The 20,122-nt window shown below is 70.0% G+C and carries 13 protein-coding genes; 7 read left to right on the forward strand and 6 right to left on the reverse strand.

Annotated elements, in window-relative coordinates:
* Positions 1-382: 382 nt before the first annotated feature.
* Positions 383-1,447, forward strand: a complete 1,065-nt coding sequence (locus WME89_RS25240; RefSeq protein WP_438011629.1) for a sensor histidine kinase — start codon at positions 383-385, stop codon at positions 1,445-1,447.
* Between the two features lie 22 nt (positions 1,448-1,469).
* Here WME89_RS25240 and WME89_RS25245 read toward each other — a convergent pair whose 3' ends face one another.
* From WME89_RS25245 to WME89_RS25255, 3 genes are all read right to left on the reverse strand, one after another.
* Complete coding sequence (locus WME89_RS25245; protein ID WP_438011630.1) at positions 1,470-2,504, reverse strand: fatty acid desaturase family protein; 1,035 nt, start codon at positions 2,502-2,504, stop codon at positions 1,470-1,472.
* A 232-nt stretch (positions 2,505-2,736) separates the two neighbouring features.
* Positions 2,737-3,042, reverse strand: coding sequence for a hypothetical protein (locus tag WME89_RS25250; RefSeq protein WP_438011631.1), 306 nt, complete (start codon positions 3,040-3,042; stop codon positions 2,737-2,739).
* Between the two features lie 80 nt (positions 3,043-3,122).
* Positions 3,123-3,398, reverse strand: coding sequence for a hypothetical protein (locus WME89_RS25255; RefSeq protein ID WP_438011632.1), 276 nt, complete (start codon positions 3,396-3,398; stop codon positions 3,123-3,125).
* An 804-nt stretch (positions 3,399-4,202) separates the two neighbouring features.
* Here WME89_RS25255 and WME89_RS25260 point away from each other — a divergent pair.
* The 5 genes from WME89_RS25260 (at position 4,203) to WME89_RS25280 (ending at position 12,084) form a co-directional block, all read left to right on the forward strand.
* A complete protein-coding gene (locus tag WME89_RS25260; protein WP_438011633.1) occupies positions 4,203-5,018 on the forward strand; it encodes an alpha/beta fold hydrolase in 816 nt (271 codons plus the stop codon).
* Between the two features lie 48 nt (positions 5,019-5,066).
* Positions 5,067-6,437: a sigma 54-interacting transcriptional regulator gene (locus WME89_RS25265; protein ID WP_438011634.1), complete on the forward strand. Its 1,371-nt coding sequence runs from the start codon at positions 5,067-5,069 to the stop codon at positions 6,435-6,437.
* Between the two features lie 741 nt (positions 6,438-7,178).
* The gene (locus WME89_RS25270; protein ID WP_438011635.1) at positions 7,179-9,992 is read left to right on the forward strand and encodes a hypothetical protein; all 2,814 of its coding nucleotides are present in this window, start codon (positions 7,179-7,181) and stop codon (positions 9,990-9,992) included.
* 169 nt (positions 9,993-10,161) lie between these two features.
* Positions 10,162-10,782 carry a class I SAM-dependent methyltransferase gene (locus tag WME89_RS25275; RefSeq protein ID WP_438011636.1) on the forward strand — a complete coding sequence of 207 codons (621 nt, stop codon included), beginning with the start codon at positions 10,162-10,164 and terminating at the stop codon, positions 10,780-10,782.
* A 315-nt stretch (positions 10,783-11,097) separates the two neighbouring features.
* Positions 11,098-12,084: an isopenicillin N synthase family dioxygenase gene (locus tag WME89_RS25280; RefSeq protein ID WP_438011637.1), complete on the forward strand. Its 987-nt coding sequence runs from the start codon at positions 11,098-11,100 to the stop codon at positions 12,082-12,084.
* Positions 12,085-12,118: 34 nt separating this feature from the next.
* On the opposite strand, the gene WME89_RS25285 is transcribed toward WME89_RS25280, so the two are convergent.
* Both WME89_RS25285 and WME89_RS25290 read right to left on the reverse strand, forming a co-directional pair.
* A complete protein-coding gene (locus WME89_RS25285; RefSeq protein WP_438011964.1) occupies positions 12,119-16,729 on the reverse strand; it encodes an AAA family ATPase in 4,611 nt (1,536 codons plus the stop codon).
* Between the two features lie 197 nt (positions 16,730-16,926).
* Positions 16,927-18,159 (reverse strand): MFS transporter, encoded by a 1,233-nt coding sequence (locus tag WME89_RS25290; protein WP_438011965.1) that lies wholly within the window; start codon positions 18,157-18,159, stop codon positions 16,927-16,929.
* 208 nt (positions 18,160-18,367) lie between these two features.
* On the opposite strand from WME89_RS25290, the gene WME89_RS25295 reads away from it, so the two are divergent.
* Positions 18,368-19,168, forward strand: a complete 801-nt coding sequence (locus tag WME89_RS25295; RefSeq protein WP_438011638.1) for a DeoR/GlpR family DNA-binding transcription regulator — start codon at positions 18,368-18,370, stop codon at positions 19,166-19,168.
* Positions 19,169-19,273: 105 nt separating this feature from the next.
* Here WME89_RS25295 and WME89_RS25300 read toward each other — a convergent pair whose 3' ends face one another.
* Positions 19,274-19,450 (reverse strand): hypothetical protein, encoded by a 177-nt coding sequence (locus WME89_RS25300; RefSeq protein WP_438011639.1) that lies wholly within the window; start codon positions 19,448-19,450, stop codon positions 19,274-19,276.
* Between the last annotated feature and the right edge of the window lie 672 nt (positions 19,451-20,122).

Raw genomic sequence — 20,122 nt, forward strand, 5'->3', positions numbered from 1 at the left:
CCGCCATGGCCTACCGTCGTATTCCCGTGGATAGGCCGCGACCTTACGAGGGCCATACGCGCATCTCCAGAGCCAGGATCCACGAGTCGGCCGCGCAAAGGGTCATGCACGCTACGGGACGCGCGGCGGGCTCGCCAACCGCACGGCATGCCCTCGAGGCGCACCTCGGCGCGGCGCCTCCGGACCTCCGGCCGCCACGCTGCAACGTGAACGGAACGATCCAGGCGGAGCGGTTCGACGGCGGAGCGGTTCGACCGCCGTGCGACCGACTCTCCCTGGTGCGCGCGTGCGCGCCTGAGACAGGCAGACTCGTGCACATTGCCGGGGCTTTCGGCGCGTATGCTGTTCACCGGCCGCACATGACGTGGTGTACGGTGGCGCCATGCTGCACGCCTTCATCACCACGAACACCCAGGAGATCATCCGCCGCGCCAGGTCGAAGGTCGCCGCGCGAACGACCCCGGTGCCGACCGACGCCGAGCTGAAGAACGGCGTGCCGCTGTTCCTGGATCAGCTCGTCGACCGGCTGCGCCTCGCCACGCGCGACAGCGACGCGATCGAAGCGAGCGCAGCCGTGCACGGCGGCGAGCTCCTCGCCATGGGCTTCACGGTGAGCCAGGTCATCCACGGCTACGGAGACATCTGCCAGGTCGTCACGGAGCTGGCCTGCGAGATGGATGCGCCGATCACCGCCGACGAGTTCAACGTATTCAACGGCTGCCTCGATGACGCCATCGCCGGCGCGGTCACCGAGTACGAGCGCCAGCGCGACGCGTCGGTCGCCCACGAGGGGGTGGAGCGCCTTGGTATCCTCGCGCACGAGCTGCGCAACCGGCTCTCCAGCGCGATGCTCGCGTTCACCATGCTCCAGTCGGGGACGGTCGGTACCGGCGGGAGCACCGGCGCAATGCTCGGCCGCAGCCTGCAGGCGCTTCGCGACCTCATCAACAACTCGCTCGCCGGCGTGCGCCTCGAATCCGGGCTCGGGAAGCGCCAGCGCGTCTCGGTCTCCGAGATCGTCGGAGAGGCGGTGGTCGAGGCTGCCCTGGAAGCAGGGGCCGGCGGCATTTCGCTGACCGCCCCCCCGGTCGCAGAGGGCGTCTACGTGCGCGCCGATCCGCAGATCCTCCTGGCCGCCCTCGGCAATCTGCTCCAGAACGCGTTCAAGTTCAGCCGCCCTCACGGCCACATATCGCTTCGGACGACCGCGACCGCCGAGCGCGTCCTGATCGAGGTCGAGGACGAGTGCGGCGGTCTGCCGCCGGGCAAGAGCGAGGATCTGTTTCGCCCCTTCGAGCAGCGGAGCGCCAATCGAACCGGTCTGGGGCTCGGGCTCTCCATCTGCCGCAAGGGAGTCGAGGCCATGGGCGGAACGATCGGCGTGAGGGATCTGCCCGGCAAGGGATGCGTCTTCTCGATCGAGCTGCCGAGGGTGCCGGCGGCGTGAGGCGTGGCTCGACGCACAGGGCTCACGCCATCGCGTGCACCACCTCGCGAACACCTCCCTTGCGCGAGAGCTGCGCGATGTGCGAGAACACCTTGCGCAGCGTTCTTCCCCACGTGTCGGTCTTGTAATTGACGCCATACCGCCCACAGATGGCCCTCACCTCGGGGGCGATCTCGCGCAGGCGCGACGGGGGCAGCGTCGGGAAGAGATGATGCTCGATCTGCCGGTCCAGGCCTCCGCATAGGATCGACAGCGGCGGGCTCACCTCGAAGTCGTTCGTGGCTTCGACCTGCATGGCGTACCACTCGCCGCGCCCGTGCGCGCGTGTTCCTGCGGGCCAGCTCTTCACGTCGCCCCCGACATGGCCGCAGAAGATCGTGGCCGCCGAGTAGACGTCGCGCATCGTCTCGGCGAGCCAGTTGCCGAGCAGCACCTTTCCGAAGAACGGTCCCGCGAGCGCGGGGAAGAAGACATAGTTCTTGACGTAATACGGCACGTACTTGCGAAGCGCGTGTTTCCATGCGCCACGCACGCTCTCCTTCGAGCGGTCGGGCAGCACGTCGAGCTTCTCGGGCCGGCCGTTGTCGAAGAACACATCGTTCAAGCCGGCGACGTGTGAGCCGATCACGAAAAGGAAATTCGGGAATATCAACGCCACGGTGACGGGGACGGCCCAGCTGTTCCACCGAGAATACGGTGTCTGCTCGGTGAGGCGCACCGGGCCGAAATGGATGTCCGGATCCTTCGCGGCGACGTTGGTATTGCCGTGATGGCGCACGTTGTGCCCGCGTCGCCACGACTCTTCGTCGACGGGCGTGTCCCACCGAAACGTCTTGGACGTGTACTTCTCGGCGCCGGGCAGCCTATCCCACGCGCCGTGGAGCGCGCTGTGACCGATCTCCGTCGCTTGGAGCTGCTTGTTCACCCAGAGTGCGCCGACGCCGAGGAAGAACGTGACCGGTTCCAGACTGACATGGATGAGCACGCGCCCGGCGAGCTCCATCCTGCGCGCAAAACGATCAATCCGTCGAATGTACGCGACGTCGTCACCGCCCATCCGCGCGAAGGTGCGCTGCTTGAGCGCGTCGAGCTCCTCGCAGAACAGGCGATAGCGTTCGGCGTCGGGGAGCGACCTCGGGTCGATCCGTGGGCACACGGATACGCCCGCGCTGAGTGAATCGGTGCGCATGATCTCCTCCTCGATGGAAGCGTGGCTGTGACGGGCAACGACTGCGCGACAGGCAATGACGGCGCCCGCCTTCCTCTCGTCGTAGGATGCGCGGGCCCGATCAGGCTCGCTGAGGGTTGACCTTGGCCCAGCAGTGGCCGCACAAAGTTGCCTGAGCGCGGATGGACTTTCCGCACGCCGGGCAGCCGCGCATCGACGGCACGACCTCGGCGCTGGCCTCGATGTGCTGCTGTATCTTGTCCAGGCACACACGCGCTTCGCTCAGCCTCTCCGACACCTCCTTCATCGCTTCGATGTCCGGCCTGTTCGCGTCGTATGCCTGGATCGCCGCATCGAGCTGCTCTTGTGCGACATCGAGTCGCTCGCTCGCCGCCAGGACCTTCTTCTCGACCAATGATTGTTCCATGATTCATGAACCTCGCGCTCGGCAGCGAGCGCACACGCTCGAACAACAAACATCCTCGTCTCACCCGCGCAGCTCGCGCGTCAGTACGCGGGAGGCGGAGGCTGATCCCCCGGCCTCGTCTGGCGAGGGATCGGCTTGCCCTCATCCATGGCCTTCTGCACGGCCCTGGCGTGCGCCTCTTCGGCCTTCCGCTGCTCGTCGCCCGCCATTCCGTACTGCCCCCGATGCGCCGCTTCATCCGCGTTGTGCTGATGGGTCACCGCGCGCCGCTGCTCCTCGGCCGAGGTCGCGGCGCAGCCGATCGCTGACGCGACCAGCACGCCCGTGACGCACATCATGTTGATGAAATGATTCATGGTTTCTCTCTTGTCTTGCCGAACCGTGGCGACCGCGAGCTCAGTCACGGAAAGCCACAGCGACGGTCTTGATCGCTCACGTACCGAGCCGCGCCTCTTCGCGCCGCTCCTGAGCCCGCCCCGTTACCGATCGTGCACCGACCTCGGCCCACCCGCGCTGCTGCAGCGCAGACGATCGTCCGCTTTATAATATAGCAAGATGCGGTCCACCCCACGCCGGAAGCTGCGCGCCCGCTCCCGACGGGTAAATTCAGCCGGATCGCGGTCACGCCACGAGAGCAACGCGGAGCCGGCCAGGCGCGCCCTTCACGGCCGCCGAGACACATTGTCCCGCTGCGCAGGGCAGAACGGGGCTCGCCGGTGCCCGGATCCGCAGCGTTCACGAAGAAACGTGGCAACCACGCCGTCTCGCCGGCAGTAGACAGAATGTACCAGCGCAACGATTTGCCACGCCGGGACGCCACTTCATGACGGCTCCGACGGAAGCACGTTCAGCGGGCGCGCCCTGTGGTCGAGCGCGCCCGGATCCACAGCGCGCCGATCCGCCCCCGTGACCTTCTCGGGGCGCCGAGCAGCTCGTCCGCTCGCCGCTTGCCCAGCGCTCGGTCGGCCCGATCGTACTGGGCCGTCACAGCCTGAACCTGGCAGGCAAGGGTGCACGGGGGGCGTTGCCATGGGCCGACGTGGCCGCGCTGCCGCGAACTGGCGCCTTGTTGCCCTGAGACGAGGTTCTCGCCTACGCTCCGCCCTCGCACGTGACGCTGCTTCTTCACGCAGCCGCACGCACCGAGGTAACAAGCGCACATGCGTTCGAAGACCGTCGCGGGCCCTGCGGGCGCGCTCCACATCGTCGATTATCCGGCCGCGGGCGCCGGGGCCTCCCGCGAGGCGCTGCCGGTCGTGCTGGTGCACGGGATGGTCGGCCACGCCGGCTTCTGGGAAGCGCCGCTGTCCCACGCCGCTGGCAGGCGCCGCGCGATTGCCATGGATCTGAGGGGGCATGGCGCTTCCGAGCCCCCGCCCGGCGCGGACTACGCGCCTTCCGCGTGCGCGGCCGACGTGCTCGCGGTCCTCGATGCCCTGGGCCTCGAGCGCGTGGCGCTCGTCGGCCACAGCTTCGGGACGCTCGTGGCCATCGCCGCCGCGGCCGCCCATCCGGATCGGATCGCGCGCCTCGTGCTCGCGGACCCGCCCGGCGACTTCACGCAGCTCCCGGCGGAGGTCCGCGAGCAGCAGCTCTCGCCCTTGCTGGCCGCGCTCGAGACGGACGGCTGGCGCACCGCCGCCCGCGCGGGGTTCGACGGGGCGCTCGCGGGCAGCGCGCCGGCGACGCGGGACGTGGTGCTGGCGCGCCTCGCCGCCACGCCGCGCGACCGGCTGCTCGGCATGTACCGCACGATGATCGCGTTCCCCGCCGTGGACACGCTGGACCGCTACCTCGCCGTCCCGGGCTCCCGCGCCCACGCCATCGTCGCGCCGTCGAACGCGTGGCCGTTCAGCCTGCACGTGCTGAGGCCGGCGCTGAAGGCCGTCGTGCTCCCGGAGACCGGCCACTGGCTGATGATGGACGCGCCGGCGGCGTTCGCCGAACAGCTCGAGGCGTGGCTCACCGCGGATTGACGCCCTCCTGCGCCCCGGTCAGGCCCGTGCGCGTGGTAGCTTGCGCCCATGAGATCGCACGCGACCGGAGGCGAGACAGGCGTCACCACCGAGCTGCTGGTGCGCAGCGACGAGGTGGTCTTCGACCGCTTCCGCGTCGAGGTGACCGAGGGTCCCGATCTGGGGGCGTCGTGCGTCGCGGACTCGCCAGCGCTCGGTATCGGCACCTCGCCCAGCAATCAGCTCGCCCTGACCGACCGGGCCGTGTCGCGGCATCATTGCGAGATCACGGTCACGCCGCGGGGATACCTGCTGCGCGACCTCGACAGCACCAACGGGACGACGCTCTCCGGCGTCCGCGTCCAGGCAGCGTACCTGCAATCGGGAGCGACGATCAACGTGGGCGCCACGACGCTGCGCTTCGAGGTGCTCTCCGACACGATCCACGAGCCGCTGGCGGAGGAGCGGCGCGCGGGCCTGATGCTGGGGCAGAGCACGGAGATGCGCCGCATCTTCGCCGTGCTGCCGAAGATCGCCGCGTCGAACACGACCGTGCTCCTCGAGGGTGAGATGGGCACCGGCAAGGGGCTCCTGGCCGAGCTGATTCACCAGCAGAGCCCGCGCGCCTCGAGGCCGCTCGTGGTGATCAACTGCGGCGCGATACCGCCCACGCTGATCGAGGCGGAGCTGTTCGGGTACGAGAAGGGCGCCTTCGCCGACGCGCACCAGGCGCGAGCGGGGGCGTTCGAGGCCGCGCGCGGCGGCACCGTGCTGCTCGACGAGATCGGCGAGCTCCGGCTCGACCTGCAATCGAAGCTCCTGCGCGTCCTCGAGGAGAAGAGGCTCAGCCGCATCGGCAGCATCCTCCCGGTCCGCCTGGATGTGCGGATCATCGTCGCCACGAACCGCGATCTCCGGCAGGAAGTGAACCGGGGGAGCTTCCGATCCGACCTGTTCTACCGGCTCAACGCCGTCCGGCTCCACGTCGCGCCGCTGCGCGAGCGGCCCGAGGACATCCCGCTCCTGGCCACGCACTTCTACCACCAGTTCACCGACGGCGGCGAGCTGCCCGCCGAGCTGACCGCGGCGCTGCTGCGCCATCACTGGCCCGGCAACGTGCGCGAGCTCCGCAGCGCCGTCGAGCGCGCGGTGCTCCTCGGCGAGTCGAGCCACTGGCGGGAAGGTCCGCGGGGCGCACACCCCGCGGTCCACGGCGATGGCGGTGACGACGGCGAGGGCGGCCTCGGGCCCGACGAGGCCTCGCTCCCGTTCCGCGAGGGCAAGGAGCGGGTGGTCACGCGCTGGGAGCAAGCCTATCTCCGGACGTTGATCCGCGCGAGCGAGGGCAATCTCTCTCGCGCCGCGCGGGTGGCGCGGATGGACCGCAACTACCTGCGCGAGCTGCTCCGCCGCCACGGGATCTCGGCCGTGGACGCGTGATGGTCAGACGGCGCGCCGCGCTGGCCACAGCATCTTGCAGAGGACGTGGACGGTGAAGCTCGTCTACGTCGTGGCGGCCTCATCCTGAAATGCGGTGAGCTTGAGCCACCAGCCCTTCGCGTCGTCGGCCGGCCGGCTCTCCAGCACGGACGCCATCGGAGACGACGAACGACGGGCCCGTCACCCGGGCGGCGGAGGCCGTGGTGTCAACCTGAATCCTCCGATCGAGGCGAGATCGACTGCATCGCAGTTGTACCAACGGCTCGTGTTGTCTGCCCTCTGACCGGGGCACGCCTCGATCCTGGGCGTCACCGCGATGGCCGCCTCGGCGACGTCGGGTCCCCCTCTGGGGTGCTGGCTCGAGTAGGCAGGTGCTGATAACTGCAGCACGCACCCCCCCCCCGGAGAGGGAATTGCATACATCCATGTTCGCGGGCGAGGAGCGTGCTAGCCGTCTCGAGCACAACATCGCGGCATGCAGGATACTGACAATTCGTCACTTGACTTCGAATCGCGCTTAGGCGAAATGGTGTCCGGGATCACCCTCCATCGACTCTGACCGAGAGCGAGAGGGAGAGCGAGTGGCCTCGGGTCGGCCACCGCGCTGCTCGGCTGTGCAGCCGAATTTTCAACAGCGCCATCGCGTGAAGCAGCCGCAGGGGTGCCGTCGGAGCGCTCTCCGCGCGAGAGGGATATCCCTGCTTGAAACGAACCACCGTGACGAACACAGGAGAATGACCAGTGGCCAATCCAGAGATCTCCACGCATGCGTTTCGCGTCCTCAACTCCGACGGCTCTGTCTTCGGCAAAGGCAGCTTCACCTACGAAGGCCCACCCTCCGGGGTGAGCATCGCCTACGCCGCCGGCGCCGCGAGCAAGGGGCCCAAGCTGACGGCCTTCTCGTACCGCGACCCCGTCGTCGGCGCGATGGATCTGAGCCACGTCCTCACCCTGAATTTCGCGAACGGCGAGGGATCCAAGCCCCACTTCGCCATCAACCTCTCGGATCCGCTGGAGAACGTCCGCGGCCTCGCCGCGGGCACGGCGTCGCCGGGCCGGCCTGGAGCGGTCTCCACCCACCGGGGCGTCGGAGGCGCGCTGTGCTGCCAGGGGAAGAAGCTGGAGTTCCCCGGCGGGTTGGCCCTCGACCCCAAGCACAAGCCGAGCATCCCTGTGGTCGACCTGGTCGTGGTCATCGACACCAGCTCGTCCATGCTGGACGAGGCGGAGAAGCTCAGCGCCACCATCGGCGGCGCGGTCGCTGCCGCCCAGTCGAGCTGCCCGTCGGACCTGCGCGTCACCTACCTGGGCATCGAAGGCACGTTCAAGAACACGAGGTTCACCACCTCGGTGCGCAACTATCTGACCCAGAGCGTGAAGGTCGATCCGTCGCTGCTCAGCGGGCGCACGGCGACGAACGCCACCGCCGCTGACCAGGCCGCCAGCTTCAAGGAGGACGGGGCGCGCGCCATCGCGGACGTCGCGAACCACTTCGACTGGCGGCCCGGCGCCGCCCGCGCGATCTTCTACCTGGGCGACGAGCCGCTCGAGGGCGGCCTCGGCGTCACCGGGACGGGTCAGGATCAGGAGGACATCGAGGCGGCGACCCGCGCCATCGAGGCCGCGAAGAAGGCCGGCGTCCGCGTCCACACGTACATGGGCACGGCCAAGCTCTCGGAGCAGGCGCGCAAGGCGATCTCAGGGGAGTACGCCCGCGTGGCCCAGGAGACGGGCGGCCAGTTCTTCGCCTCGCAGGACGAGCTGAGCGCCTTCCAGGCGATGCTCGAGAAGGTGATCTGCGGCAGCAACCCGGGCGGCCACCTGTGGCTCTACGACATCGGCAAGGGGATCGGCAAGTACGAGACGGACGGCCAGACGATCACGTTCAAGGCCACGGGGCTGCCCTTCAGGAACGCGACCGGCGACGATTTCAGCTACCTCGCCACGCGCCTCCTGAACGACGGGGCGATCACGGTGCGGGTGAAGGGCAAGACGGGCGAAAACGGCGATTCCACGGTGGGTGTTCAGATACGCGACACCCTCGACAGGGGCTCGCCCTATGTGATGATCCACTGGGAGTACGACGGGTGGGTCCATTGCTCATGGCGCAGCGCCACGGACGGTGCCGCTGCGTTCGAGTACCCCCGCAACGTCCAGCTCCCGGTGTGGTTGCGGATCGAGCGCAAGGGCGAGGAGTTCATCACGTCGATCTGCAGGGATGAGAAGGGTGAGAAGTTCGAGGAGGTCAAGCGGCTCACCCTGGGCATGGACTCGAACGTGTACATCGGCGTCGCCCTGACGTCGAACGACAAGAAGGCCGCGACCGCCCTCATCGATCGATGCTCCGTGACGACCCCGCAGGGCTCCGGGGAGGCGCCCTCGCTCAGCTCGTGGTTCGGGGCGCCGGGCGCGCCGGAGCTCCACGACATCGGCAGGGGCATCGGCAAATGGGAGTGGGATGGCCACAAGATGACGTTCAGGGCCGTCGGCACGCAGCTCTTCGGCCTCCCGGCCGATGACACGAGCTTCCTCGCCGTGCCCTTCACGGGCGACGCGCAGCTCACCGTGCGGGTGATCCGCTTCGACAACACACACGGCGACGCGAGGGTGGGCGTCCAGGTACGCGAGACCTTCGACGAGGGCTCACGCTACGCCATGACGGCGTGGGAGCCGACCAACACCGTGTTCCACTACCGTGAGCACGACGACGTGCCCTCGAAGTACCCGTTCGTCGCGTCGCCCAAGCTCCCCGTCTGGCTGCGGATCTTGCGCAGAGGAGATGTGTTCACGAGCTCGTACTCCACCGACGGCGAGAAGTTCACCCAGCTCGACTCGCCCGCGACCGTCGCCATGAGCCAGCGAGCCTACGCCGGCATCGTCCTCTCCTCGCTCGCGACGGTCGCCACCACCGCCGTCATCGATCGGTACTCCCTCGAGCTCCTCCCGGACGCCTCCGGACAGGCGCCTTCGGTGGGCAACTTCTTCGAAGGGAAGGACGCGCCGGAGCTCCACGACATCGGCGGGGGGCTCGGGAAGTGGGAGCGGGACGGCGACAGGATCAGGTTCAAGGCCTCCGGCGGGCAGGTCTTCTGGATGACGGAGGACGATTGCAGCTTCCTGGCCGTGCCCCTCACCGGCGATGGACAGCTGACCCTGCGGGTGCTGGGCCTCGAAAACACGGACGGCGACGCGCGGGTGGGCGTCATGGTACGCCAGAGCCTCGACGCAGGCTCGCGCTATGCCATGATGGCCTACGAGCCGACACACACGGTATTCCACCACCGCGCACAGGAGAAAGCGCAAACGGCGCACGAGATCATCGCTTCCCCCAGGACCCCCGTGTGGATACGCATCGTGCGTGCGGGCTCCACGTTCACGGGCCTGTACTCGACGGACGGCAAGACGTTCACCAGCGTCGGCAGCCCGGGGAAGGTGGAGATGACCGGGCAGGTCCAGATCGGCATCGCGCTGACCTCGAACGCGATGAAGTCCAACACCGCCCTGTTCGATCAATGCTCCCTCGTCCTTGGGACGATCAGCGACCCGCTCCATTGACCGGGGGCGATCGCCTCTCCTCGTGACGGCCGACCTGCCCGCCTGAGCGGGCAGGCGGACATCGACCTGCCTGGTCGCTCGGCCTGAGCGACCGGGCAGCCGAGGGCGCCGCCCCGGGACAGGTCGAGCTCCCCTTCTCGCCGCGGCGCGCCCGGTCCACACTGCCGCCATGCGCGACGACGACACAGCTCGGCTCACCGCCAGGACCCTGGCTCACTACGACGATCACGCGCTGTCGTTCTGGGAGGGCACCCGGGATCACGACGTCTCCCAGAACCGCGCCGCGCTGCTCGCGGCGCTGGAGGGGGCGGGCCCGTTCACGATCCTCGATCTCGGCTGCGGCCCGGGGCGCGACCTCGCGGCCTTCGGCGCCGCGGGGCACACGCCGGTCGGGCTCGACGGCTCCGCGCGGTTCGTCGAGATGGCGCGGCGGCACGCAGGCTGCGAGGTGCTCCACCAGGACTTCCTGCGCCTCGATCTCGGGGCCGAGCGCTTCGACGGGATCTTCGCCAACGCGTCGCTGTTCCACGTTCCGAGCGGCGAGCTGCCGCGCGTGCTCCGCGAGCTCCACGCCGCGCTCCGCCCGCGCGGCGTCCTCTTCAGCTCCAACCCGCGCGGCGACGACCGCGAGGGGTGGTCGGGCGACCGCTACGGCTGCTACTGGTCGCTCGATCGGTGGCGGGAGCTCGTGACCGCGGCCGGGTTCGAGGAGGTCGACCACTACTACCGGCCGGCAGGCCTGCCCCGCGCGCAGCAGCCCTGGCTCGCGACGGTGTGGCGCAAGCGCTGAGCCCCCGGCCCGCGGTCCAGTGACGCTGGAGGCGGCACCGACCTCCGCAATGCGCTTGACTTCCAACAAGGCACCTGAGCGCCCCTCACCGCCATCGCAGGTCCGGCCGAACCGGTGGAGATCACGAGCTTAATAGCGGCCGCCAGCAACTGTCGCGCTCGCTTCCCCGCGCTGATAAAGTGCCAGATGCGTAGGGAAGCATGGTGCCAGCTCACGACGACCTGGGACCAGCTACACGGTACAAGGTGCCGGGATCTCCTCCCGAGGCGCACCATGTAGTTTCCCTACGCGCCGCTCGAACGACACGGAGGCGCGATGAACACAAGAATCCCCGTCATCGACATCGGTCCCTTTGACGGCGGCGAGGGGAAAAGGCGCCAGGTGGCGCAGGCCGTCGAGCGAGCTTGCCGCGATCTCGGCTTCCTCGTGGTCGTCGGGCACGGGGTTCCGCAGCAGCTCATCGACAGCTGCCACGCGGCGGCCCGGGCGTTCTTCGATCTGGAGCTCGAGACGAAGCGCAGGTACGAGCCCGCGCCGGGGACGTTCCTCGGCTACCGGGGCATCGGGTCCGAGCGGCTCTCGTACTCTCGCGACGACGAAGCGCCGGCCGATCTGAAGGAGTCGTTCACCATCGGGCGCATCGACACGTCGGATGACCCGTATTTCACGTCGCCGCAGGGCCGGATGTGGTTCCAGCCCAACGTGTGGCCGGCCGAGGTGGCGGCGCTCCGTGAGCTGTGGCCGCCGCTCTACCGCGCGCTCGACGGCGTCTCGGCCCGCCTGATGCGCATCTTCGCGACGGCGCTCGGTCTGCCGCTCCACTTCTTCGATGACAAGATCGACAAGAGCGTCAGCGCCCTGCGCGCGCTCAACTACCCGGAGCTCACGATGGCGCCGCTCGCCGGCCAGCTCCGCGCGGGCGCGCACACCGACTACGGCAGCCTCACGCTGGTCAGCATGCAGGACGCGCCCGGCGGGCTGGAGGTGCATCGCGGCGGCGACGCGTGGGAGGCCGTCACGGCCCCTTCCGGCGCCTTCGTGGTGAACCTCGGGGATCTCATGGAGCAGTGGACCAACGATGCCTGGCGCTCCACGCTCCACCGGGTCGCCGCGCCGCCGCCGGGCGCGACGGGCACGCGCAGGCAATCCCTCGTCTTCTTCCACCAGCCCAACTACGACGCGGAGATCGTGCCGATCCCGGCCTGCTGCAGCCCCGACCGGCCCCCGCGGTACGCGCGCACCACGTCGGGCGAGCACTTCATCATGAAGCTCACGAAGGCCGGGACCGTCGCGTCGAGCTGACCCGCCTGCCGCGGCGCCGGCGCCCCGGAGGCGTTCAGACCGGGCGCGGCGGCGCCTTCTTCGCGCCGTCCCTCATGCACACCACGAGCGCCTGCCGCAGGTTGCCGAGGGTCCGGATGCCGCGGAGGTCGATGCCGAGCGACACGATCGTGTGAGCGACGTCGGACCTCAGCCCGACCACGAAGCTCTGCGCGCCGAGCAGCTGAACGGCGCGGACGATCTGGATGACATGGCTGGCCGTCATCGAGTCGACCACCTCGACGCCGGTGAGATCGAGGATCGCATACCGGCAGCCGCGGCGCACGACGGCCTCGAGCAGCGCATCCATCATCTGCGCCGCGCGCTGGCTGTCCACGATCCCGAACACAGGCATCGTCAGCACGCCTTCCCACACCTCGATGATCGGCGTCGACAGGAGCCGTATCGCCTCCTGCTGCCGCCCGATGAGCTCGAGCTGCTGGCGCAGCGCCTCCTCCGCCCGCTTGCGCTCGGCGTTCTCGCGCTGGAGCCCGTCATAGAGCGTCGCGTTCTCGACCGAGATGGCCGCCTGCTTCGCCAGGAGATCGAGGATCGCGAGCCGGTCCGCCGTGAAGGCCCCCTTCGTGAGGTCGTTCTCCAGGTAGAGGACGCCGACGAGCGACGTGTACCTCATGATGGGCATGCACAGCACGGATCTCGCCTGCCGGCGCGCGAAGTACTCGTCCGAGGCGTAGGTGCTGTCGGCGGACGCGTCGTCCAGGATCACGTGCTCTCGCGTGCGCATGACATAGGCGATGAGGGACATCGGGAGCGCGGAGGCCGGCAGCGCCTCGTCTTCCTCGATCTCCTCGATCTCGACCGTGCCTTGCTCGCCCTCGACGCGCGCGGCCAGCGTGATCCGGCCCTCCTGGACGAGCAGGAACCTGCAGCGCTGGGCCGCCGCGTGCTCGACGACCACCCGGAGGAGGTTCGTGAGGAGCCGGTCGAGGACGATCTCGCCGGAGATCGACTGGAGCGCCCTCACGACGACCACGGCGTCGATGAGCCGGCTGCGGCTCTCGGAGGCCGGCAGGATCGAGGTGGGCACGCTCTGCCCGAGCAGATCCGGGTAGCGCTCCTCGAGCCGGCTCACGAGCAGGGCCGCTCCCCAGCGCGCGTAGCAGTCCCGCGCCCCCTTGAGGTGCGCGCCAAAGGCGGCTGTCATGCCGCGATCGAGGTAGAACCGCGCGGCGACCTCGGAGCAGACGCCCTCGTCCTGCACGAACCCGCTGTCCCTGGCCGAGCAGATGGCGCGGTCGTAGAGCCGCATCGCCTCGAGATCGCGGCCCTCCAGCCGCGCGATCTCGGCGAGCACGAGCGTGTGCTTCTGGGCGAAGTTCTCCGGGCAGTTCGCCGCGAACCTCCGGAGCCTCTCCTCGTGGCCCGCGAGCGCCTCGCGCTGCTCCTTGCGCGCCCCCTCGCCGCCGGAGCACGCCGCCGCGACGGTCAGGGCCGCGTAGAAGTGGTGATCGGGGCCGGTCGGCTGGAGATCCTCCGCCCACTCGAGCTCCTTCGCCGCCGCGGCGGACCGGGACGCCCCGTCGAGGTCGCCGAGGAGGAAGTGCGCGGCGAGCCGCAGCACGTGGTACCAGAGGGCCGCGAGCGGCGAGCGCCCGTCGGCGAGCTTCGCCTCGAACTCCGCCTGATCGAAGGCGGCGCCGTCCCAGGTCGAGGGCGTCTCCGCGCGACCCCGCAGGATCTCGATGAAGCGCCGGATGGCGACGAGGCAGTGCTCGACCATGACGAACCTCGAGATCCGCGCCGCCTCGAGCCGCGCCTCGTTCGTGCGGTAGACGTCCTCCAGGGGCTCTCCCCGGAGGAGCGACCACGCGACGACCTGCAGGCTGTTGAAGGCCATGAAGATCAGGTTCCCGGACTCGACGCTCGCGTCGAGCGCGCCGCGCAGGACCTCGAGGCTCTTGCGGGCGCTCTGCGTCCAGGGCGAGACCATGCCCCCGAAGATGTTGCCCGCGACGCCCCTCCAGTACGCCGAGCCGCGCCGCTCGGCGAGCTCATGGCCGACCTTGCTGAAGCGGTGGGCGCCCCGGTAATCGCCGAACCGCTGCGCGAGCGCCATGCCCGACGCGCAGTAGGCCAGCGCCGACGCGTCGGCGTTGCCGTGCGCGATGCTGAGCAGGACCATCCAGGCGGTGGTCAGGTGAGCGACGTTCGGGTCCATGAACCAGGAAGCGACGTAGGTCACCGCGAGCGTGCTCATCGTGGCCTGCCGCTCCGGGTCGGTCATCGGCGGCAGGTCGAGCAGCGCCTCGACAGGCCTGTCGCCGAGCGCGCGCCAGATCTGCTCGAAGGCGGCGGAGACGGCCGCGTCTCCGGGGCGGGCGGGCACGTCGATGCCCAGCACGTTCAGGGTCTCGAGGATGCACGGCATCGTGTCGGGGCTGAACCGGCTCGTGCGGATCTCGATCTTCAGGCGATAGACGGGCGCCTTGTGGAGCAGCGTCGTCGCGTGCTCGAGCAGCAGGTCCGAGAGCCGCTCCGCCTCGTCGAGGTCGCCGTTCTGCTGCTCGCACTCGGCGCGCTCGAAGTGGAGCGCATACGCCAGCTCGTGTTGCGCCTCCCAGGCGTCGTCGGCGAGCATCGCGATGCCGACCCCCAGGTAGTCGGAGGCCGACCTGTGCGCGGCGGAGGCCTTCGCCTTCCTCCCTGCCTCGAGGTTCAGGCGGGCGACGCGCTCGCGCTCATCCCGGGAGCGGATCAGGGGCGCGCCGAGGTTCAGGTGGCTCACGACGTCGAACACGTCGTGCTGCGCCCTGCCGGCCGCGGCGAGGCGCCGCCCGATCTCGAGGTGCACCGCCGGGCGCTCGCTCTCCTCGATGAGCGAGTAAGCGACCTCGCGCACGCGGTCGTGCAGGAACCGGCAGGTGCTCGCCCCGAGCGCGACGAACCCCTCTCTCGCGGCCTCCCGGAGGCGCTCGCGGACCTCGCTCGGGGGCGCGTCGGCGGCCAGCGCCAGGGCGTCGATGTCGAGCTCGGCGCCGAGGCAGGCGCCGAGCTTCAGCGCCGCCTGGACCTCTCCGGGCAGCCGCTTGAGCTTCCCGAGCAGCAGGTCGGCCGAGTCGTCGGCGAGCCCGCGCTCGTCGATCTCGCGGAGGTCCCATCGCCACGCGCCCGCCTCGCGGTCGAGCCGCAGGAGGCCGTCGTTCTGCAGCGAGGAGAGCAGCTGCGTCGCGAAGAACGGGTTGCCGGCGGTCTTTTCGTGCACCCTGTCGGCGAGCGGAGCGGACGGCTGCGCGTCGCAGCGGAGCGCGTCGGCCACCAGCGCCCGCGTGTCCTCGCGCGAGAGCGGCTCGAGCGGGAGCGGGTGGATCGGCACGCCCGCGGCCACGATCTCGTCGAGCGCCGCGGCGAGGGGGTGAGCGCGGCCGACCTCGCCGTCGCGGTAAGCGCCGACGACGAGGAGGTAGCGTGTGTGCGGGTGCGTGAGCAGCTGTTGGAGCAGCCTGATGCTGCCGGTGTCCGCCCACTGCAGGTCGTCCAGGAACAGCACGAGGGGGTGCTCGCGCCTCGCGAGCACGCTGATGAACTGCTGAAACGTCCTGAGGAAGCGGTTCTGCCCCACGCCGACCGGCAAGGGCTCGACGGGGGGTTGCTCGCCGATGATGAGCTCGACCTGCGGGATGACGTCGATGATGAGCTGACCGTGGCTGCCGAGCGCCTCCTGCATGAGCTTGCGCCAGGCGTCGAGCCGCGCCTCGCTCTCCGTCAGCAGCCGCCGGACGAGCCCGCCGAACTGCTGGGCGAGCGTGGCGTAGGGGATGCTCCGCTTGTACTGCTCGAACTTGCCCGCGACGAACGCGCCGCGGGCCTGGAGGGCGGGGCGCTCGAGCTCCTTGACCAGCGAGGACTTCCCGATCCCGGATCTCCCCGTCACCAGCGCGAGCGCCGGAGTCCCTGTCGAGGCCGTCTGCTCGAAGCACTGGAGCAGCGCCGCCACCTCGCCTTCACGGCCGTAGATCTTCCGCGGGATCTGGAGCCGCTCGCCGATGTCCCTGGCGCCGAGCTGGAACGGGTCGATCGGACGATCGCGGCTCACCGCGTCGAGGCACCGCCCTAGATCGTACGCCAGCCCGCGGGCGGTCTGATACCGCTCCTCCGGCGTCTTGGCGAGGAGCTTCAAGACGATCTCCGACACCATCGCGGGGACCGCCGGCGCCGCCTCGACGAGCGGGCGAGGCCGCCTGGCGACGTGGCCGTGGATCCACCCGAGCAGATCGTCGGCCCTGAACGGCGGGGCGCCGGTGAGCATCTCGTAGAAGATCGCGCCGAGCGAGTAGAGATCGGTGCGGTGATCGACTGGCCGGTTGGTGCGCCCGGTCATCTCGGGAGAGATGTAAGGAAGGAGATCAGGCTGCGAGAGCGCCTGGGCAGCGATCTGCTCCAGCTCCTGATCGCTGTCCGGAGGGGCGATGAGGCAGACGCCCTCGTCGCCTTCCTCGTCGCGGATGCTCAGGGGAGAGAGCCGCGCGTGGATGGCCCCGGCGTCGTGCAGGTCCGCGAGAGAGAGCGAGAGGCGCACGCCAAGCCCCAGGAAGCGCTCCGTGTCCATGGGGATCTCGAGCGAGGCACCGGGACGGGGGGCGGCGGCGTCGAGCGAGAGCGGATGCACCTTCGACAAGACCAACGAAGGCTCCTTTCTGGATGCCTGCCACGAGCGATGGTGAGGAGGGCCTCTGGCCGGCCGCAGACATGCCAGCACGGCGCGGCAGCAACGTAGCTCGATCCACCTCTCGTTGAACATCAATTGCTTTCTGCTCGACGAAGAGTGCGGTGATCGGGCGGGCGCGAGGGCGGCGGTGTCCGCGGTCAGTGCACCCTGATCGCGTGCGGACGGGCGGCGGGCAGGCGAGCGGCGGGTCCGCGCGCCACCACCGGGGCCAGGGCGACGATCACGAGGACCAGGGCCACGACGAGGACGAGCCCGCCGCGCAAGGTGAGGCTGTCGGAGAGGAGGCCGATGGCCGGCGGCCCCACGAGGAAGCCGCCGTAGGACATGGTGGCGAGCGTGGCGAGCGCCTTGCCGGGCGCCACGTCGGGGGCGCTCGCGCCGGCGCGGAAGACGAGCGGCACCACGACCGACAGGCCGGCGCCCACGCACCCGAAGCCCAGCATCATGGCGAGCGGGACGTTCACGAGCAGCGCCGCGCCCAGCCCGCCGGCCACCAGGAGCCCGGCAGCGCGCACGAGCCGCTGGGCGCCGAGGCGCTGGGTCAGCCCGTCGCCGGAGAACCGCCCGAGGAGCATCGCCAGCGAGAACACGGCGTAGCCCGTCGCCGCCACGGCGGCGGTGGTGTGGAGCTCGTCGCGGAGGTAGACGGCCGACCAGTTGGCCATGGCGCCCTCGCCCACGGACGAGCAGAACGCGATGAGGCCGAGCAGGACGAGCTGGGTCGAGCGGCTCGTCCCGGCGGCGCCCGCGGCCGCGGGGGCCGGGCGCGCGTCGGCCGAGAGCGCCCCGCCCGCGGCGGTGACGGCCGCGGCGAGGACGGCGGCGACCGCGACGAGGTGCGCAGCGGGCGACAGCGCCCGGTCGGCCGCGAGCGCCCCGACGCCCGCCCCGATCAGGCCGCCGAGGCTGAACATGCCGTGGAACGAGGCGAGGATGGGCCGGCCGTAGCGCCGCTCGACCTCGACGGACTGCGCGTTCATCGCGACGTCCATGAGGCCGTTGCAGACGCCGAGCAGCAGGAGGGCCGCGACGAGCGCGCCGAAGGAGGGCGCGAGCGCCGGCAGGGGCAGCGCCGCGCACAGGAGCACGGCCGAGACGCGGGTGACGCGCCGGCTCCCGAAGCGGGCGATGAGCGGCCCGGCGGCGCGGAAGGCCAGGATCGCGCCGCAGGCGAGGCCGAGCAGGGCCAGCCCGAGCACGCTGTCGCGCAGCGCGAGCCGCTCGCGGACCGCGGGGACGCGCGCGGCCCAGGAAGCGAAGGCGATGCCGTTCGCCACGAACATGACCGAGACGGCGCGCCGCGCCCGCGCGGCGTCGGAGTCGGGCGTGGCGTCGTGCGCGAGGTCATCGGCGAGCGCAGGAGCGTGCATCACGGCACCCCCCGCGCTGGTCCGGACGAGGCGCTGCCGCCGGCGCGCCGCTCGCGGAGGGCCGTCCGGAAGCCGAGATGCAAGGAGAAGAGGGCGTGGAGGGCAGAGAGCTCCCCCGAATTTTCGTGCATTATCGTGAACATCAAGGAAGAATCTTGCAGCTGCAATCGGTCCACGCAAGCGGCTTCGTGCACAAACAGGAACGAACGTGCAAAACAACGCAGACAGCTCCGGGCTCATGGTCGCCGAGCGGCGCCGGCATATTCTCGCGGTACTGGAACGCGACGGGAAGGTGGTGGCGGCCGAGCTGAGCCGTTCCTTCGGCGTCTCGGAGGACACGATCCGGCGCGACCTGCGCGAGATGGCGAACGAGGGGCTCCTCCAGCGCGTGCACGGCGGCGGCCTGCCGCTCGCCCGGGTGAACCCGAGCTTCCCCGCGCGCGAGCGGCAGCAGCCGCGCGTGAAGGAGGAGCTCGCGCGGGCGGCGGCCACCTTGATCAAGCGGGGTCAGGTCGTGTTCATCGACAGCGGCACGACCAACGTGGCTGTCGCGCGCCACCTCCCGCGCGATCTCGAGGCGACGATCGCGACCAACAGCCCTCCTGTCGCGATCGCGCTCTCCGAGCACCCGCGCGTCGAGGTGGTGCTGCTCGGCGGGCGCATGCGCAAGGACCCGCTGGCCGCCGCCGACGCCGTGACCATCGCGGCCGTGCGCCAGATCCGGGCGGACCTCTGCTACCTCGGCGTGTGCACCCTCGACCCGGCGTTCGGTATCACCACCGTGGATCTCGACGAGTCGTACGTGAAGCGGGCGATGGTCGAGGCCTCGGCCGAGGTCGTCGCGCTGGCCACCGCGGACAAGCTCGGCACGGCGTCACCGTACGTCGTGGCGCCGCTGAGCGAGCTCACGTGGCTCTTCACGGAGCGCGGCGTGTCGAAGGAAGCGCTCGCGCCCTACCGGGCGGCGGGCGTCACCGTCACGCAGGACATCGAGACGGAGCCGGCCTAGTTTCGCGCGTCAGGGATCCCTGGCAGCCCCCGGCGCGACGTTGGGAGCGGCGCGACCCTCAGGCGCGGGCTGGAGACCCGAGGGCGCTCTGCATGCGCGGATCGCTCACCGGGGAGCGGCAGTCTCTTCGCGCTGCTCCACGTACTCCTGGCAGCAGCAGAACTCCGTCCTGGTGATCCGCGGGTCCGTCTTGCTGCCGCAGATCACCTTCTCGAGCATCGCCTGGAAGGCGCTCAGGTTGTCTTGCGAGGCCAAGAACTGGCCGTCCGTCTCCCGGGCCACGCGCGGGTACTCCGCTTCGATCGACTTGCGTATCCTCTCGTGCTTGGCTCGACGGCGCAGCCCTCGGAGCGCTCGTGCTCGACGGCGCAGCCCTCGCCCCGCTCGGGGCGCCCCGCACCCCTCCGTTCGGGCGAGGTCCTGTCTATAGGACCAAGGTCCTATCGCGAAGCCTCGCCCCGGTGTCATCATCAGCGCCTCTCGGAGGACACATGCCGCGGAACGTCGCGTTCGAGCTGCCCTTTCCCGTCACTGCCAGCCCGGATGTTGCGGGTGCGCGGCGACGCAACCTGGAGTGGGCTCAGCGTCTGGGCCTTGTCGGGGAAGGCAGGTCACCCACCTCCCGGGGCGCCTGTTCGTGCCGCGCTGGTGTCGCCCTTCTAGGCCGAGGCGCGCCTGAGCGCCATGGGACTTTGGTCCTACGTCTCGGCTCCTCGCCCTGGCCCGGCCAGCAGCCCGCAAGCCTCATGGCCACGCAACCGTACGCTGGTTTCAGCGGGCCTGTCCCATTGTTGAGGGTACAGGGTCGCGGCCGCGATGCGGCTGTCAAATTCATCAGGGACGAACCCGAGCCACGTCATGCTGCTCGACAGATCGTCACTGATTCCTGGACACCTCCAAGGGCATCAGCGGGCGTGGTGGCCAACGGCTCACTTGTCGAGGTCGCTGCCGAGT

This window comes from Sorangium sp. So ce321, assembly GCF_051530195.1.
Taxonomy (GTDB): Bacteria; Myxococcota_A; Polyangia; order Polyangiales; family Polyangiaceae; genus Sorangium.